Origin of the sequence: Pseudomonas sp. TAE6080 (genome assembly GCF_018732265.1) — a bacterium.
Classification (GTDB): domain Bacteria; phylum Pseudomonadota; class Gammaproteobacteria; order Pseudomonadales; family Pseudomonadaceae; genus Aquipseudomonas; species Aquipseudomonas brenneri.
Genome location: NZ_JAHIDY010000003.1, coordinates 150,972 through 168,315 on the forward strand (window position 1 = coordinate 150,972; position 17,344 = coordinate 168,315).

Genomic DNA, 17,344 nt, shown 5'->3' on the forward strand with positions numbered 1-17,344 from the left:
TGAAGGCTGTGTTGATGCACATGAATAACAAGATTCCATTAGCCACGCCCGCTGACAACGGGCCAACGAAGAACTTTGAACCATGGCCACTATCCACGTAGACGGCAAAGCGCTCGAAGTCGATGGGGCAGACAACCTGTTACAGGCGTGTCTGTCACTAGGCCTCGACATCCCTTATTTCTGCTGGCACCCCGCGCTTGGTAGCGTCGGTGCCTGTCGCCAGTGTGCGGTCAAGCAGTACACCGACGAGAACGACACCCGTGGTCGTATCGTCATGTCCTGCATGACCCCAGCCACCGACAACACCTGGATCTCCATCGAAGATGAAGAGTCCAAGGCGTTCCGCGCCAGCGTTGTCGAATGGCTGATGACCAACCACCCCCACGACTGCCCGGTCTGTGAGGAAGGCGGTCACTGCCACCTGCAAGACATGACGGTGATGACCGGCCACAACGAGCGCCGTTACCGCTTCACCAAGCGTACCCACCAGAACCAGGAACTGGGCCCGTTCATTTCTCACGAAATGAACCGCTGCATCGCCTGCTACCGCTGCGTACGCTTCTATAAAGACTACGCCGGCGGCACCGACCTGGGCGTCTTTGGTGCCCACGACAACGTGTACTTCGGTCGCGTTGAAGACGGCGTGCTCGAAAGCGAGTTCTCCGGCAACCTCACCGAGGTCTGCCCGACCGGTGTGTTCACCGACAAGACCCACTCCGAGCGCTACAACCGCAAGTGGGACATGCAGTTCGCCCCGAGCATCTGCCATGGCTGCTCCAGCGGTTGCAACATTTCCCCGGGCGAGCGCTACGGTGAACTGCGTCGCATCGAAAACCGCTTCAACGGTTCGGTCAACCAGTACTTCCTGTGCGACCGTGGCCGTTTCGGCTATGGCTACGTCAACCGCGAAGACCGTCCGCGCCAGCCACTGCTGCCCGATGGTGCCAAGCTGAGCCTGGACGACGCGCTGGATAAAGCCGCCGACCTGCTGCGCGGCCGTAACATCGTCGGTATCGGTTCGCCGCGAGCCAGCCTCGAAAGCAACTACGCGTTGCGCGAACTGGTCGGTGCCGAGCACTTCTACAGTGGTATCGAAGCCGCTGAGCTGGAGCGCATCCGCCTGGTCCTGCAAGTGCTGAACGACAGCCCGCTGCCCGTGCCGAACATGCGCGACATCGAAGACCACGATGCGATCTTCGTCCTCGGTGAAGACCTGACCCAGACCGCCGCGCGTATCGCGCTGTCCCTGCGCCAGTCGGTCAAAGGCAAGGCCGAAGAAATGGCCGACGCCATGCGCGTGCAGCCTTGGCTCGACGCCGCCGTAAAAAACATCGGCCAACACGCGCTGAACCCGCTGTTTATCGCAAGCATCGCTGAAACCAAGCTCGACGATATCGCCGAAGAGTGCGTGCACGCAGCACCAGATGACCTGGCCCGCATTGGTTTCGCCGTGGCCCACGCCCTTGACGCCAGCGCGCCTGCCGTCGAAGGCCTGGACGCAGAAGCCGTGGCCCTGGCCCAGCGCATCGCCGACGCCCTGCTGGCGGCCAAGCGTCCTTTGATCATTGCCGGTACCTCGTTGGGTTCCAAGGCGCTGATCGAGGCCGCCGCCAACATCGCCAAGGCCCTGAAGCTGCGCGACAAGAACGGCTCCATCAGCCTGGTTGTACCGGAAGCCAACAGCCTTGGCCTGGCCATGCTCGGCGGCGAGTCCGTGGACGCAGCCCTGCAAGCGGTGATCGACGGCAATGCCGACGCCATCGTGGTGCTGGAAAACGACCTGTACACCCGTACCGATGCCGCCAAGGTTGATGCTGCACTGAACGCCGCCAAAGTCCTGATCGTCGCCGACCACCAGAAGACCGCCACCAGCGACCGTGCCCACCTGGTGCTGCCAGCCGCTACCTTCGCCGAAGGCGACGGTACCCTGGTCAGCCAGGAAGGCCGCGCCCAGCGCTTCTTCCAGGTGTTCGATCCGAAGTACATGGACGCCAGCATCCTGGTTCACGAAGGCTGGCGCTGGCTGCATGCCCTGCGCGCAACCCTGCTGAACCAGCCGATCGACTGGACCCAGCTCGACCACGTCACCGCTGCCGTCGCCTCCAGCGCACCGCAACTGGCGCGTATCGTCGATGCCGCACCGTCCGCCGCGTTCCGCATCAAGGGCATGAAGCTGGCCCGTGAGCCGCTGCGTTACTCCGGGCGTACCGCCATGCGCGCTGACATCAGCGTGCACGAACCGCGTACCCCGCAAGACAACGACACCGCGTTTGCCTTCTCCATGGAAGGTTACTCGGGTTCGGTCGAGCCACGTCAGCAGGTGCCTTTCGCCTGGTCGCCGGGCTGGAACTCGCCGCAGGCCTGGAACAAGTTCCAGGACGAAGTCGGTGGTCATATCCGCGCTGGCGACCCGGGCACCCGCCTGATCGAAAGCACCGGCGACTCGCTGAACTGGTTCGCGGCCGTACCGCGTCCGTTCAACCCGGCCCAGGGCACCTGGCAGGTTGTGCCGTTTTTCCACCTGTTCGGCAGCGAAGAGAACTCTTCCAAGGCCGCGCCGGTGCAAGAGCGCATCCCGGCTGCCTACGTGGCGCTGGCCAAGTCCGAAGCCGACCGCCTGGGCGTCAACGACGGTGCCCTGCTCAGCTTGAACGTAGCCGGCCAGACCCTGCGCCTGCCGCTGCGCATCAACGATGAGTTGGGTGCTGGCCTGGTTGGCCTGCCAAAAGGTATCGCCGGCATTCCGCCTGCGATCTTCGGCCACACCGTTGACGGTCTGCAGGAGGCAGCGCAATGACTTGGTTCACTCCTGAAGTGATCGACGTGATCATCTCGGTGGTCAAGGCCATCGTGATCCTGCTGGCCGTGGTCGTCGCGGGCGCCCTGCTCAGCTTCGTCGAACGTCGCTTGCTGGGCTGGTGGCAGGACCGTTACGGTCCGAACCGCGTTGGCCCGTTCGGCATGTTCCAGATCGCTGCCGACATGCTGAAAATGTTCTTCAAGGAAGACTGGACCCCGCCGTTTGCCGACAAGGTGATCTTCACCCTGGCACCGGTCGTGGCCATGAGCGCCTTGCTGATTGCCTTCGCGATCATCCCGATCACCCCGACCTGGGGCGTGGCGGACCTGAACATCGGCTTGCTGTTCTTCTTCGCCATGGCCGGCCTGTCGGTCTACGCGGTGCTGTTCGCCGGTTGGGCCAGTAACAACAAGTTTGCCCTGCTGGGCAGCTTGCGGGCCTCGGCGCAGACTGTGTCCTACGAAGTGTTCATGGGCCTGGCGCTGATGGGCATCGTGGTGCAGGTTGGCTCGTTCAACATGCGCGACATCGTCGAGTACCAGGCGCAGAACCTGTGGTTCATCATTCCGCAGTTCTTTGGCTTCTGTACCTTCTTCATCGCTGGCGTGGCCGTGACTCACCGTCACCCCTTCGACCAGCCGGAAGCGGAACAGGAACTGGCCGACGGTTACCACATTGAATACGCCGGCATGAAATGGGGCATGTTCTTCGTCGGTGAGTACATCGGCATCATCTTGATCTCGGCCCTGCTGGTCACGCTGTTCTTCGGCGGCTGGCACGGTCCGTTCGGCATCCTGCCGCAGTTGGCGTTCTTCTGGTTCTTCCTCAAGACCGCGTTCTTCATCATGTTGTTTATCCTGCTGCGCGCTTCCATTCCGCGTCCACGATACGACCAGGTGATGGATTTCAGCTGGCGCTTCTGCCTGCCGCTGACCCTGATCAATTTGCTGGTGACTGCTGCCGTTGTGTTGTTGAACACGCCAGCGGGCGCGGTTCAGTGAGGATTTGACCCATGTTCAAATATATTGGCGACATCGTTAAGGGTACCGGTACCCAGTTGCGAAGCCTGGTGATGGTTTTCGGCCATGGCTTTCGCAAACGCGACACCCTGCAATACCCGGAAGAAGCGGTGTACCTGCCGCCGCGCTATCGCGGCCGCATCGTACTGACCCGCGACCCCGACGGCGAAGAGCGTTGCGTAGCCTGCAACCTGTGCGCCGTGGCGTGCCCTGTGGGCTGTATCTCCCTGCAGAAAGCTGAAACCGAAGACGGTCGCTGGTACCCGGACTTCTTCCGCATCAACTTCTCGCGCTGCATTTTCTGCGGCCTGTGCGAGGAAGCTTGCCCGACCACCGCGATCCAGCTGACACCGGATTTCGAGATGGCCGAGTTCAAACGTCAGGACCTGGTGTACGAGAAAGAAGATCTGCTGATCTCTGGTCCCGGTAAAAACCCTGATTACAACTTCTATCGCGTTGCAGGTATGGCCGTTGCCGGTAAGCCCAAGGGCGCCGCACAAAACGAAGCCGAGCCGATCAACGTGAAGAGCTTGCTGCCTTAAGGAAGAAAGATGGAATTCGCTTTCTATTTCGCATCGGGTATTGCAGTGGTGTCCACGCTTCGCGTGATCACCAACACCAACCCTGTGCACGCCCTGCTCTACCTGATCATTTCGCTGATCGCCGTGGCCATGACCTTTTTCAGCCTCGGCGCACCGTTTGCCGGTGTCCTGGAAGTGATCGCCTACGCTGGCGCCATCATGGTGCTGTTCGTGTTTGTGGTGATGATGCTCAACCTGGGGCCGGCTTCGGTCGCCCAGGAACGCGTCTGGCTCAAGCCCGGCATCTGGCTTGGCCCGGTGATCCTGGCAGCCCTGCTGCTGGCTGAACTGCTGTATGTGCTGTTCGCTCACCAGAGCGGCCAGGCCATCGGCCACACCACCGTAGACGCCAAGGCCGTGGGCATCAGCCTGTTCGGCCCGTACCTGCTGGTGGTCGAACTGGCTTCGATGCTGCTGCTCGCTGCAGCCATCACTGCCTTCCACTTGGGCCGCAACGAAGCCAAGGAGCAATGACGATGCCTGCTATCCCTTTGGAGCATGGTCTGGCGGTCGCCGGCATCCTGTTCTGCCTTGGCCTGGTCGGCCTGATGGTTCGCCGTAACATCCTGTTTGTGTTGATGAGCCTGGAAATCATGATGAACGCTGCTGCACTGGCCTTCATCGTGGCGGGTGCGCGTTGGGGCCAGCCGGATGGACAAGTGATGTTCATCCTGGTGATCAGCCTGGCAGCCGCCGAGGCCAGTATTGGCCTGGCGATCCTGCTGCAACTGTATCGTCGCTTCCACACGCTTGATATCGACGCTGCCAGTGAGATGCGCGGATGAACATGATCTTTCTGACTTTCGTATTTCCCCTGATCGGTTTCCTGCTGCTGTCGTTCTCCCGTGGACGCTGGTCGGAAAACCTCTCGGCCCTGGTCGGCGTGGGTTCCATTGGCCTGTCGGCGATTGTTGCTGCCTACGTCATCTGGCAATTCAACGTGGCACCACCCGAAGCCGGTCACTACACCCTGGTGCTGTGGCAATGGATGGCGGTCGAGGGCTTCAAGCCTGACTTCGCCCTCTACGTCGACGGCCTGTCGATCACCATGCTCGGCGTGGTGGTGGGCGTGGGTTTCCTGATCCACCTGTTCGCGTCCTGGTACATGCGCGGTGAAGCCGGCTACTCGCGCTTCTTCGCCTACACCAACCTGTTTATCGCCAGCATGCTGTTCCTGGTGCTGGGCGATAACCTGTTGTTCCTGTACTTCGGCTGGGAAGGCGTGGGCCTGTGCTCGTACCTGTTGATCGGTTTCTACTACAGCAACCGCAACAACGGTAATGCGGCACTCAAGGCCTTTGTCGTGACCCGGATCGGCGACGTGTTCATGGCCATCGGCCTGTTCATCCTGTTCCAACAGGTGGGCACGCTGAATATCCAGGAACTGCTGGTGCTGGCACCGCAGAAATTCCAGGTCGGCGACTTCTGGATCACCCTGGCGACCCTGATGCTGCTGGGTGGCGCTGTCGGTAAATCGGCGCAACTGCCACTGCAAACCTGGCTGGCAGACGCCATGGCTGGTCCTACCCCGGTGTCGGCACTGATCCACGCCGCTACCATGGTGACCGCCGGTGTCTACCTGATCGCCCGTACCCACGGCCTGTTCACCCTGGCGCCGGAAATCCTGCACCTGGTGGGCCTGGTTGGCGGCGTGACCCTGGTGCTGGCCGGCTTCGCCGCGCTGGTGCAGACCGACATCAAGCGCATCCTCGCCTACTCGACCATGAGCCAGATCGGCTACATGTTCCTGGCCCTGGGCGTCGGCGCCTGGGACGGCGCGATCTTCCACCTGATGACCCACGCCTTCTTCAAGGCCCTGCTGTTCCTGGCTTCTGGTGCGGTGATCGTTGCCTGCCACCACGAGCAGAACATCTTCAAGATGGGCGGTCTGTGGAAAAAACTGCCGTTGGCCTACGCCAGCTTCATCGTCGGTGGTGCCGCACTCGCAGCCCTGCCACTGGTGACCGCAGGTTTCTACTCCAAAGACGAAATCCTCTGGGAAGCCTTTGCCAGCGGTAACCAAGGCCTGCTGTACGCCGGTCTGGTGGGTGCATTCATGACCTCGCTGTACACCTTCCGCCTGATCTTCATCACCTTCCACGGTGAAGCCAAGACTGAAGCCCACGCAGGCCACGGCATCTCCCACTGGCTGCCGCTGTCGGTGCTGATCATCCTGTCGACCTTCGTCGGCGCCATGATCACCCCGCCACTGGCTGGCGTACTGCCACAAAGCGTTGGACATGCTGGCGGTGACGCCAAGCACAGCCTGGAAATCGCCTCGGGCGCCATCGCCATCGCCGGTATCCTGCTGGCGGCCATGCTGTTCCTCGGTAAGCGTCGCTTCGTCACTGCCGTGGCCAACAGTGGTATTGGCCGCTTCCTTTCGGCCTGGTGGTTCGCCGCCTGGGGCTTCGACTGGATCTACGACAAACTGTTCGTCAAGCCTTACCTTGCGATCAGCCATGTACTGCGCAAAGACCCGCTCGACCAGACCATTGGTTTGATCCCGCGTGCTGCCAAGGCCGGTCACACCGCCCTGAGCCGCACCGAGACCGGCCAATTGCGTTGGTATGCAGCTTCCATGGCGGCCGGTGCCGTGCTGGTGATCGGCGCCATCGTAGTGGTAGCAGTCTGATATGAACTTTGCGAACTTGCGAAAGGAAACGAGCCCGTCATGATTCTGCCCTGGCTAATCCTGATCCCCTTTATCGGCGGCCTGCTCTGCTGGATGGGTGAACGCTTCGGCGCCACCCTGCCCCGCTGGATTGCGTTGCTGACCATGTCCCTGGAACTCGCACTCGGCCTCTGGCTGTGGGCCCATGGCGACTATTCATTTGCTCCGGCACCGGGTGTCGATCCAACCTTCGCGCTTGAATTCAAGCACGTCTGGATCGAACGCTTCGGCATCAACGTGCACCTGGCCCTCGACGGCCTGTCGCTGTTGATGATCCTGCTGACCGGCCTGCTGGGTATCCTCTCGGTACTTTGCTCCTGGAAAGAAATCGAGCGTCACGTGGGCTTCTTCCACCTGAACCTGATGTGGATCCTGGGCGGCGTGGTCGGCGTATTCCTCGCCCTCGACCTGTTCATGTTCTTCTTCTTCTGGGAAATGATGCTGGTGCCGATGTACTTCCTCATCGCGCTCTGGGGTCACAGTTCTTCGGACGGCAAGAAAACCCGGATCTACGCGGCAACCAAGTTCTTCATCTTCACCCAGGCTTCCGGCCTGATCATGTTGGTGGCGATCCTCGGCCTGGTCCTGGTCAACTTCAACAACACCGGCGTGATTACCTTCAACTACGCCGACCTGTTGAAAACCAAGATGTCGATGACCACCGAGTACATCCTCATGCTCGGGTTCTTCATCGCCTTCGCGGTGAAGCTGCCGGTGGTGCCGTTCCACTCCTGGCTGCCTGACGCTCACGCCCAGGCGCCAACCGCAGGTTCCGTGGACCTGGCCGGTATCCTGTTGAAGACGGCGGCCTACGGCCTGCTGCGTTTCGCCCTGCCGCTGTTCCCGAATGCTTCGGCCGAGTTTGCGCCGATCGCCATGACCCTGGGTCTGATCGGGATCTTCTACGGCGCATTCCTGGCCTTCGCGCAAACCGACATCAAGCGTCTGATTGCCTTCTCGTCCGTTTCCCACATGGGTTTCGTCCTGATCGGCATCTACTCCGGCAGCCAGCTGGCGTTGCAAGGCGCAGTGATCCAGATGTTGGCCCACGGTGTTTCGGCAGCCGCGCTGTTTATCCTCAGTGGCCAGCTGTACGAGCGCCTGCACACCCGTGACATGCGTGAGATGGGCGGCATCTGGTCGCGTATCGCCTACCTGCCGGCGATCAGCCTGTTCTTTGCCGCCGCGTCCCTGGGCTTGCCGGGTACGGGTAACTTTGTCGGTGAGTTCCTGATCCTGATGGGCAGCTTCGTCAGTGCGCCATGGATTACTGCGATTGCCACTTCCGGCCTGGTGTTCGGTTCGGTCTACTCGCTGATCATGATCCACCGCGCCTACTTCGGCCCGACCAAGTCGGACGCCGTCCTCAAAGGGATGGATGCTCGCGAACTGATCATGGTGCTCGGCCTTGCGGTACTGCTGGTGTACATCGGCGTGTATCCGCAACCGTTCCTCGACACCTCTGCCGCCACGATGCATGGCGTGCAGCAGTGGTTGAGCACCGCCTTCACTCAACTCGCTTCGGCCCGGTAAGAGCGCTATGGAATTCACGATCCAACACTTTATCGCGCTTGCGCCGCTGCTGATTACCAGCCTCACCATTGTGGTGGTGATGCTGGCGATCGCCTGGCGCCGCAATCACTCGCAGACGTTCCTGCTGTCCAGCGCAGGCCTGAACCTGGCCCTGCTGTCGATTATCCCGGCCCTCAAGGTCGCCCCGCTGGCGGTGACCCCGCTGGTCATGATCGATGACTTCGCGCTGCTGTACACCGCGTTGATCCTCGTTGCGACACTGGCCTGCGTCACCCTCGCCCACGCCTACCTCGGCGAAGGCGGCACCGGCTACCCGGGCAACCGCGAAGAGCTGTACCTGCTGATCCTGCTGGCTGCGGCCGGCGGTATCGTGCTGGTCAGCGCGCAGCACCTGGCCGGCTTGTTCATCGGCCTGGAACTGCTGTCGATCCCGACCTACGGCCTGGTGGCGTACGCCTTCTTCAACAAGCGCTCCCTGGAAGCCGGCATCAAGTACATGGTGCTGTCGGCCGCCGGTTCCGCGTTCCTGTTGTTCGGTATGGCCCTGCTCTACGCCGAAGCCGGCAGCCTGAGCTTCAGCGGTATCGGCCACGCCCTGGCCGCCACCAGCATGCCTGCGCCCATCGCCCAACTGGGCCTGGCCATGATGCTGATCGGCCTGGCGTTCAAGCTGTCGCTGGTACCCTTCCACCTGTGGACCCCGGACGTGTACGAAGGCGCCCCGGCGCCGGTCGCCGCGTTCCTGGCCACTGCGTCGAAGGTTGCAGTGTTTGCGGTGATGGTGCGTCTGTTCCAGACCTCCCCTGCCGCCAACACGGGCGTACTGAGCGACGTGCTGACCGTGATCGCCATCGCGTCGATCCTGTTCGGTAACCTGCTGGCCCTGACCCAGAACAACCTCAAGCGTCTGCTGGGTTACTCGTCCATCGCCCACTTCGGCTACCTGCTGATCGCCCTGGTGGCGAGCAAAGGCCTGGCCGTGGAAGCCATCGGCGTGTACCTGGTCACCTACGTGATCACCAGCCTCGGCGCTTTCGGTGTGATCACCCTGATGTCCTCGCCGTACAAAGGCCGTGACGCCGACGCCCTGTACGAGTATCGCGGCCTGTTCTGGCGCCGTCCGTACCTGACTGCCGTGCTGACCGTGATGATGCTGTCCCTGGCCGGCATCCCGCTGACCGCAGGCTTCATCGGCAAGTTCTACATCGTCGCGACCGGTGTCGAAGCCCACGAGTGGTGGCTGGTTGCCTCCCTGGTGCTGGGCAGTGCCATCGGCGTGTTCTACTACCTGCGCGTGATGGTCACCCTGTACCTGATCGAGCCAAACCTGCGCCGTGTGGATGCCGAGTTGCACTGGGAACAGAAAGCGGGCGGCGTGATGCTGCTGGCTATCGCCCTGCTGGCATTCTTCCTGGGTGTTTACCCACAACCGTTGCTCACCCTGGTGCAGCATGCGGTGATGGCGGGCTGATTGCTTAAGCTCAAGCAGTAAACAGAACGGCACCTTTGGGTGCCGTTTTGCGTTTCTGGGATAGGTTCAAGCTCCCTGCCCAGCTCAAGGAATATTCCTTACTGAAATGCCTCCGTGTCTGGCATCTACCTGCCAGAGCCGCTCGTATGGTGTATGCGCTTTAGGAAGAATCCCACGTCAGGCTCACTTGACCCCTGGCAGATGGGCCACCAAACTATACGCAGGCTACGTACAGAACATGGATGCTCTATTTATCGAACTGCCGCCTTTTGAGCGGTACCGCAAGGACTATCTGACTGACGAACTGTTTCACGGTTTTCAACAAGAGTTAATGAAGAACCCCGAAGCGGGAGCCGTGATGGAAGGCACCGGTGGGTTACGCAAGCTGCGCTTCGTCGATGAACGACGAAACAAAGGCAAGCGAGGTGGATTGCGCGTCATCTACTACTGGTGGTCAGGCGGCACTCAATTTTGGCTGTTCACGCTGTACGGCAAGCACGAGCAGAGCGACTTGAGCCCACAACACAAACAAGCCCTCAAACACATGCTGGACAGGGAAATCAAAGCGAGAGGATTCACATGAACCGTGACATTTTTTCCGAACTGGTCGAAGGCTTCGATGCATTGGCCAATGAGCGCCAAGGCAAGGTCACACTGCGTACTCATACGGTGCAGCAAAACAAACTGGCCCCTCTCACCGCTGAAGACGTCATTGCAGTACGACAACAACTCAATCTTTCCCGTGCTGTATTTGCCATGTACCTACGCACCAATACACGCACCCTGGAAAACTGGGAGCAAGGCCGCGCGCGACCTAATGCCCAGGCGGCCATACTGATTCGCCTGGTATCAAAGTTTCCGGATACGGTGGAACGATTGGCATTGCTAAGCTAATTGTCTGCCTTAAAGACTGCTGAAGCGGTCTTTCACACATCAACAAAAACGGCACCTCACGGTGCCGTTTTACTATCCGCCCTACTTCACTTGCGCGCCGCCTCCCACGACTTGAGCAAGTCGGCATAGTTCACGGTTTCACCCTTGGGTTTCTCGTTCGCCAGTTTCGGCTTCGGTGCGCCCGGCTGGTCGAACCAGTACTGCGCATCACGCTCGGGGTTCATCTTCGGTCCGCAGATCGGCTGTACCTTGGAGCGCTCCAGACGCGTCATGATCGCGTCCTGGTCCTTGGCCAGGCCATCCAGTGCCTGTTGCGGGGTTTTCTCGCCGCTGGCGGCTTCCGAGATATGGCTCCACCACAGTTGAGCCAGGCGTGGATAATCCGGCACGTTAGTACCGGTCGGCGTCCACTGCACCCGCGCCGGGCTGCGGTAGAACTCCACCAGGCCGCCGAGTTTGGGTGCCAGGTCGGTCATGGCCTGGGAGTTGATGTCCGACTCACGGATTGGCGTCAGGCCGACAATGGTTTTCTTCAGGGAGACAGTTTTCGACGTCACGAACTGCGCATAGAGCCAAGCCGCGAGTTTTTGTTTCTCAGGCGTGGACTTGAGGAACGTCCAGGAACCCACGTCCTGATAACCCAGCTTCATGCCCTCCTCCCAATACGGCCCGCGTGGCGACGGCGCCATGCGCCACTTCGGCGTACCATCGGCATTCATCACCGGCAGCCCGGGTTTGGTCATGTCGGCGGTAAAAGCGGTATACCAGAAGATCTGCTGGGCGATGTTGCCCTGGGACGGCACCGGCCCGGACTCGGAGAAGGTCATGCCCGCCGCTTCCGGTGGCGCATAGGCGCGCATCCAGTCGACATACTTCTGCGTGGCAAACACCGCGGCCGGGCCGTTGGTGTCGCCGCCACGGGTCACGCTGGAACCCACCGGATGGCAGTCCTCGACCCGGATCCCCCACTCGTCCACCGGCAAGCCATTGGGCAAGCCCTTGTCGCCGCCACCCGCCATGGAGAACCAGGCATCGGTAAAGCGCCAGCCCAGGGACGGGTCTTTCTTGCCGTAGTCCATATGCCCGTAGACGCGCTTGCCGTCGATTTCCTTGACGTCTTCGCTGAAGAACTTGGCGATGTCTTCATAGGCCGACCAGTTCACCGGTACGCCCAGTTCATAACCGTACTTTTCCTTGAACTTGGCTTTCAGGTCAGCACGCTCGAACCAGTCGGCGCGGAACCAATAGAGGTTGGCGAACTGCTGGTCGGGCAACTGATAGATCTTGCCGTCTGGTGCGGTGGTAAACGAGATGCCGATAAAGTCCTTGAGGTCCAGGGTCGGCGAGGTGAAGTCCTTGCCTTCATTGGCCATCAGGTCGGTGATGGATTCGGTCTTGCCATAACGAAAGTGCGTACCGATCAAGTCGGAGTCATTGACCCAGCCGTCATAGATATTCTTGTCCGACTGCATCTGGGTTTGCAGTTTCTCCACCACGTCGCCTTCCTGCAGCAGGTCGTGGGTCAGCTTGATCCCGGTGATTTCACTGAAGGCCTTGGCCAGTACCTTGGATTCGTACTCGTGGGTGGTGAGGGTTTCCGACACCACATTGATCTTCATCCCACGAAACGGCTCGGCCGCCTTGATAAACCACTTCAACTCTTCAAGCTGCTGGGCTTCCGTCAGGGTGGACGGTTTGAACTCGCTGCCGATCCATTTTTTCGCGGCATCTTCATAGGCATCAGCCCAGGCCGCAGCACTCAAGCCGCTGAGGGCCAAGACGGCGGCCAATGAAATGCTATGTCGCAGCTTATTGTTTTTATCGAACATAGAGACCTCCTGGTTGATTTCAGACGGGACCGACAGATGCCCCGCCCCGTGTAGGAGCGAGCTTGCTCGCGAAAAACCCCAAGACACCGCGTGCATCCAGGCTGCCCGCGTTATCGTTGACGATCTTCGCGAGCAAGCTCGCTCCTACAAGGGAACAGGCCATCGCATCAGCCCCAGCGCATCACAGACAACAGCCACACCACAGACAGCGCGGACGCCACCCAGATGCTCCAGCCGGTTACGCCAATCACCAGCAGGTGCAGGTAGGCGCTCCCGAGAAGACCGATAAACAAGCGATCACCACGCGTCGTGCTGATCGGTAACAAACCGCGCCGGGGAATACTCGGCGAACGCAGCTCCCACGTGGTCATGCCCGCCAGCAGCAGGGCAATCGCCGCAAAAAACAGTGCCGTCGGGGTGGTCCAGGCCATCCATTCCATCATCGTTTCCTCAAACCCGGCCCAGGGCAAAGCCCTTGGCCACATGGTTGCGAACAAACCAGATCACCAGCATGCCCGGCAAAATGGTCAACACCCCGGCCGCCGCGAGCACGCCCCAATCAATGCCCGAGGCCGATACCGTACGCGTCATCACGGCGGCAATCGGCTTGGCGTTCACCGAAGTCAGCGTGCGCGCCAGCAGCAGTTCGACCCAGGAGAACATGAAGCAGAAAAACGCTGTGACCCCGATCCCAGAGCCAATCAATGGGATAAATATCTTCACGAAGAACTTCGGAAAGCTGTAACCGTCGATGTAGGCAGTTTCGTCAATCTCTTTGGGCACCCCCGACATGAATCCCTCCAGAATCCACACCGCCAGCGGTACGTTGAACAGGCAGTGAGCCAGAGCCACCGCGATATGGGTGTCGAACAGGCCAATCGACGAATACAGCTGGAAAAACGGCAGCAGAAACACCGCCGGCGGCGCCATGCGGTTGGTCAGCAACCAGAAGAACAGGTGCTTGTCGCCCAGGAAGCGATAGCGCGAAAACGCGTAGGCCGCCGGTAGCGCTACTGTCAGGGAAATAACCGTGTTCAGGCTTACGTAATACAACGAGTTGAGGTAGCCGGTGTACCAACTGGGGTCGGTGAAAATCACCTTGTAGTTGGCGAAGGTGAAGTCCTGGGGAAACAGCGTCAGCCCTCCGAGGATTTCGGTGTTGCTCTTGAAGGACATGTTCAACAGCCAGTAGATCGGCACCAGCAGGAACAGGATGTAGATCAGCAGCGGGATGACCTTGCGCTTGCTCATGTTGGCGGCCTCAGCGGTTGGCGTCGGAGTGGGTCATGGCGGTGTAGAACAGCCAGGACACCAACAGGATGATCAGGAAATACACCAGGGAAAACGCAGCAGCCGGGCCCAGGTCGAATTGTCCTATCGCCATCTGGGTCAAGGTCTGACTCAAGAAGGTAGTGGCATTACCCGGTCCACCGCCGGTCAGCACAAACGGCTCGGTGTAGATCATGAAACTGTCCATGAACCGCAGCATCACCGCGATCAACAGCACGCTCTTCATCTTCGGCAATTGGATATGTCGGAATACGGCCCAGGCCGATGCCCGATCAATCCGCGCAGCCTGGTAGTACACATCCGGGATTGCCCGCAGCCCCGAGTAGCACAGCAGCGCCACCAGGGACGTCCAATGCCAGACATCCATCACCAGTACCGTGACCCAGGCATCCATGGTGTTGGCGGCATAGTTGTAGTTGATGCCCATGGCATTCAGGGTCGAGCCCAACAAGCCGATATCGGCACGCCCAAAAATCTGCCAGATGGTGCCGACCACGTTCCACGGGATCAGTAGCGGGATGGCCATCACAATCAATACCAGGGACGACCAGCGGCCCTTGGTCGGCATGGTCAGGGCAATCGCGATACCCAGCGGGATTTCGATCAGCAGCACACAGGCCGAATAGATGAACTGGCGCAGCAGCGAGTCATGCAGGCGCGGGTCCAGCAGCACCTGTTTGTACCAGTCAGCCCCGACGAAATAGCGGCTGGACTGGTCGAAGATGTCCTGCACCGAGTAGTTGACCACGGTCATCATCGGGATCACCGCGCTGAACGCCACCAGCAGGAACACCGGCAATACCAGCCACCAGGCCTTGTTGTTCTGCACCTTGTTCATGGCCGCACCTCCAGCAGGTAATCGTCGGCATACACCATCAGCCATTGCGCCGGAAAACTGATCGAGGCCCGCCCCACGGGCACCGGCTTGTCTTCGGCCAGGCGTACTTTCAACGGCGCACCGTCGAGGTTGAGCGTCATGATCTTGTAGGTGCCCAGGTCTTCGACATGCATGACGTCGGCCTGCAACGCGTCGGGATTAGGCTCGTCCCACACATGGATAAACTCGGGACGAATCCCGACCTGAAGTTTCTTGTAGGCTTTTTCCGAGATCTGACGTTGCTGCAGCTCGGACAACGCCAGGTGAGTACCGGCAAAACGCACACCACCGACATCGGCCTGCACTTCAATCAGATTCATCCCGGGGCTACCGATGAAGTAGCCGACAAAGGTATGGCTGGGGCGCTCGAACAACTCCCGCGGTGTGCCGAACTGCACAATCTGCCCGCCGTACATCACCGCAATCTTGTCGGCAAAGGTCGAGGCCTCCAACTGATCGTGGGTGACGTAGACCATGGTGATGTTGAACTGCTCATGGATCTGCTTGAGCTTGCGCCGCAGTTTCCACTTCAGATGCGGATCGATCACTGTCAGCGGCTCATCAAACAGGATCGCCGAGACGTCATCGCGCACCAGGCCACGCCCCATTGAGACCTTCTGCTTTTCATCGGCGCTGAGGTTGCGGGCTTTTTTGCCCAGCAGGTTCTGCAGGTCGAGCACCTCGGCAATTTCCTGCACCTTGCTGTGCACTTTCGCCTCGGCCATGCCCTGGTTACGCAGGGGGAATGCCAGGTTGTCGAACACCGTCATGGTGTCGTAGACCACTGGGAACTGGAACACCTGGGCAATGTTGCGCTTTTCCGGGGTCAGGTCGTTCACCACCTTGCTGTCGAACAGTACCTGGCCTTCTGAAGGGCTAAGCAGGCCGGAGATGATATTGAGCAGCGTCGACTTGCCACAGCCCGACGGGCCGAGCAACGCGTAGGCGCCACCCTGCTCCCAGACGTGGTTCATTTCGCGAATGGCGTAGTCCTCAGGACCAGCAGGTGTAGGGCTGTAGCTATGCGCCAGGTTCTGCAAATGGATCTCGGCCATCAGGCAACCCTCGCGACACGGCGCCCGGGTGCCTGGACCAAACGGCCCTGGCCATCGAACACAAACAGTTTATGGGTGGGGATATAGATCCGGATCGGCGCATCGACGTCGTATTCGTGCACCCCTGGCAGGTGCAACACCAGCAGGAAATGGTCACTGCGTACATGCAGAAAGGTTTCCGAACCACTGATCTCCGCCACTTCCACGGTCACGGCCAGCTCCAAGTCATCATCGTTGCTAGGTACCAGGCTGATATGACTGGGGCGCACGCCAAAACGGAACTCGCCTTCACCAATCGGCCGCAGGTCCACGTTCAACGGGAAGTGCACATCGTTGGCGAAACTCACCTCGTTGCCGCTGATCCGCCCCGGCATCAGGTTGATTGGCGGTTCGGAAAACAGCTCGGCGGCCAGCACCGTTTGCGGCTGGTGATAGACCTCGGCGGCCTTGCCGCTCTGGATCACCCGGCCTTCATGAAGGATCGTGGTGGTGCCGCCCAGGGCCAGGGCTTCATTGGGCTCGGTGGTGGCGTAGATGGCGATGGTGTTGCGCGCCTTGAACAGCTCGCGCATTTCCTGACGCAGCTCTTCGCGTAATTTGTAGTCCAGGTTCACCAGCGGCTCATCGAACAGGATCAATTCGGCGTCCTTGACCAGCGCCCGGGCCATGGCCGTCCGTTGCTGCTGGCCACCGGACAGCTCCAGGGGATGGCGTTGCAGGAACTTGTCGATGCGCAGCATCTGCGCGGTTTCCAGCACTTTGCTCTGGATCAGTTCGTTGGACACCCCGGCCTGGCGCAAGGGCGAGGCGATGTTTTCGAACACAGTCATGGTCGGGTAGTTGATGAACTGCTGGTAGACCATCGACACATTGCGCAAACGCACGGGCTTGTGGGTAACGTCCACACCGTTCATCAGGATGCGCCCGTTGTCAGGCTTATCCAGGCCGGCCATCAGACGCATCAGACTGGTCTTGCCGGACAGCGTACGGCCGAGCAGGACATTGAAGGAGCCTGCTTCGAAGCGCAGGTTGGCGTCATCGATCCAGGTCTGGCCTTCGACAACGCGGGTGACATGTTCCAGGGTCAATGACATGACACGACCTTTTTATTATTGGAATTGTTCTTCCAAGGCCAGAGCGAGTTTCGTGCCAGAAATAAAAAGCGCCAATGGTTCAAGGACTTGAGGAAAACCGCCGTTCAGCCCTGAACAAAAATGAACATTCGCAACTGAACAATTGAACAACCAGCGGGTTGACAATGAACAGTTCTGAACAACACTGAATAAGCCTCACCAACGACACGGATCAAAATGTGGGAGCG

The 17,344-nt window shown here is 60.0% G+C and carries 16 protein-coding genes; 10 read left to right on the forward strand and 6 right to left on the reverse strand.

The genetic code is table 11. The features are described from left to right. Nucleotides 1-82: 82 nt before the first annotated feature. The 10 genes from nuoG (at nt 83) to KL786_RS04315 (ending at nt 10,972) form a co-directional block, all read left to right on the forward strand. On the forward strand, nt 83-2,797 hold the full coding sequence (gene nuoG, locus KL786_RS04270) for an NADH-quinone oxidoreductase subunit NuoG (RefSeq protein WP_215516860.1): 2,715 nt from the start codon (nt 83-85) through the stop codon (nt 2,795-2,797). Next, complete coding sequence (gene nuoH / locus KL786_RS04275; protein ID WP_017737147.1) at nt 2,794-3,801, forward strand: NADH-quinone oxidoreductase subunit NuoH; 1,008 nt, start codon at nt 2,794-2,796, stop codon at nt 3,799-3,801. The genes nuoG and nuoH overlap by 4 nt, the downstream gene beginning before the upstream one ends. 11 nt (nt 3,802-3,812) lie before the next feature. Further along, the gene (gene nuoI / locus KL786_RS04280; RefSeq protein ID WP_003174725.1) at nt 3,813-4,361 is read left to right on the forward strand and encodes an NADH-quinone oxidoreductase subunit NuoI; all 549 of its coding nucleotides are present in this window, start codon (nt 3,813-3,815) and stop codon (nt 4,359-4,361) included. 9 nt (nt 4,362-4,370) lie between these two features. Next, the gene (gene nuoJ / locus KL786_RS04285; protein WP_017476146.1) at nt 4,371-4,874 is read left to right on the forward strand and encodes an NADH-quinone oxidoreductase subunit J; all 504 of its coding nucleotides are present in this window, start codon (nt 4,371-4,373) and stop codon (nt 4,872-4,874) included. A gap of 2 nt (nt 4,875-4,876) precedes the next feature. Next, a complete protein-coding gene (nuoK, locus tag KL786_RS04290; protein WP_003174727.1) occupies nt 4,877-5,185 on the forward strand; it encodes an NADH-quinone oxidoreductase subunit NuoK in 309 nt (102 codons plus the stop codon). Further along, nucleotides 5,182-7,035 carry an NADH-quinone oxidoreductase subunit L gene (gene nuoL / locus KL786_RS04295; protein ID WP_029293339.1) on the forward strand — a complete coding sequence of 618 codons (1,854 nt, stop codon included), beginning with the start codon at nt 5,182-5,184 and terminating at the stop codon, nt 7,033-7,035. The genes nuoK and nuoL overlap by 4 nt, the downstream gene beginning before the upstream one ends. 39 nt (nt 7,036-7,074) lie before the next feature. After that, entirely contained in the window at nt 7,075-8,607 is a 1,533-nt protein-coding gene (gene nuoM / locus KL786_RS04300) for an NADH-quinone oxidoreductase subunit M (RefSeq protein ID WP_029293337.1), read from the forward strand. Between the two features lie 7 nt (nt 8,608-8,614). Beyond that, nucleotides 8,615-10,078, forward strand: a complete 1,464-nt coding sequence (gene nuoN / locus KL786_RS04305) for an NADH-quinone oxidoreductase subunit NuoN (RefSeq protein WP_215516861.1) — start codon at nt 8,615-8,617, stop codon at nt 10,076-10,078. Nucleotides 10,079-10,316: 238 nt separating this feature from the next. Further along, nucleotides 10,317-10,661, forward strand: a complete 345-nt coding sequence (locus KL786_RS04310; protein ID WP_215516862.1) for a type II toxin-antitoxin system RelE/ParE family toxin — start codon at nt 10,317-10,319, stop codon at nt 10,659-10,661. Then, a complete protein-coding gene (locus tag KL786_RS04315) occupies nt 10,658-10,972 on the forward strand; it encodes a helix-turn-helix domain-containing protein (RefSeq protein ID WP_032857393.1) in 315 nt (104 codons plus the stop codon). The genes KL786_RS04310 and KL786_RS04315 overlap by 4 nt, the downstream gene beginning before the upstream one ends. An 86-nt stretch (nt 10,973-11,058) precedes the next feature. On the opposite strand, the gene KL786_RS04320 is transcribed toward KL786_RS04315, so the two are convergent. The 6 genes from KL786_RS04320 to KL786_RS04345 all read right to left on the reverse strand — a co-directional run bounded on the left by KL786_RS04320 (nt 11,059) and on the right by KL786_RS04345 (nt 17,117). After that, nucleotides 11,059-12,801, reverse strand: coding sequence for an ABC transporter substrate-binding protein (locus KL786_RS04320; RefSeq protein WP_029293329.1), 1,743 nt, complete (start codon nt 12,799-12,801; stop codon nt 11,059-11,061). 167 nt (nt 12,802-12,968) lie between these two features. Beyond that, nucleotides 12,969-13,241: a DUF2160 domain-containing protein gene (locus tag KL786_RS04325; protein ID WP_029293327.1), complete on the reverse strand. Its 273-nt coding sequence runs from the start codon at nt 13,239-13,241 to the stop codon at nt 12,969-12,971. Between the two features lie 10 nt (nt 13,242-13,251). After that, on the reverse strand, nt 13,252-14,052 hold the full coding sequence (locus KL786_RS04330) for a carbohydrate ABC transporter permease (RefSeq protein ID WP_032857395.1): 801 nt from the start codon (nt 14,050-14,052) through the stop codon (nt 13,252-13,254). A 10-nt stretch (nt 14,053-14,062) separates the two neighbouring features. After that, entirely contained in the window at nt 14,063-14,929 is an 867-nt protein-coding gene (locus tag KL786_RS04335; protein ID WP_032857398.1) for a carbohydrate ABC transporter permease, read from the reverse strand. Further along, on the reverse strand, nt 14,926-16,023 hold the full coding sequence (locus KL786_RS04340; RefSeq protein WP_215516863.1) for an ABC transporter ATP-binding protein: 1,098 nt from the start codon (nt 16,021-16,023) through the stop codon (nt 14,926-14,928). The genes KL786_RS04335 and KL786_RS04340 overlap by 4 nt, the downstream gene beginning before the upstream one ends. Next, a complete protein-coding gene (locus tag KL786_RS04345) occupies nt 16,023-17,117 on the reverse strand; it encodes an ABC transporter ATP-binding protein (protein ID WP_215516864.1) in 1,095 nt (364 codons plus the stop codon). Before KL786_RS04345 ends, KL786_RS04340 begins: the two co-directional genes overlap by 1 nt. Between the last annotated feature and the right edge of the window lie 227 nt (nt 17,118-17,344).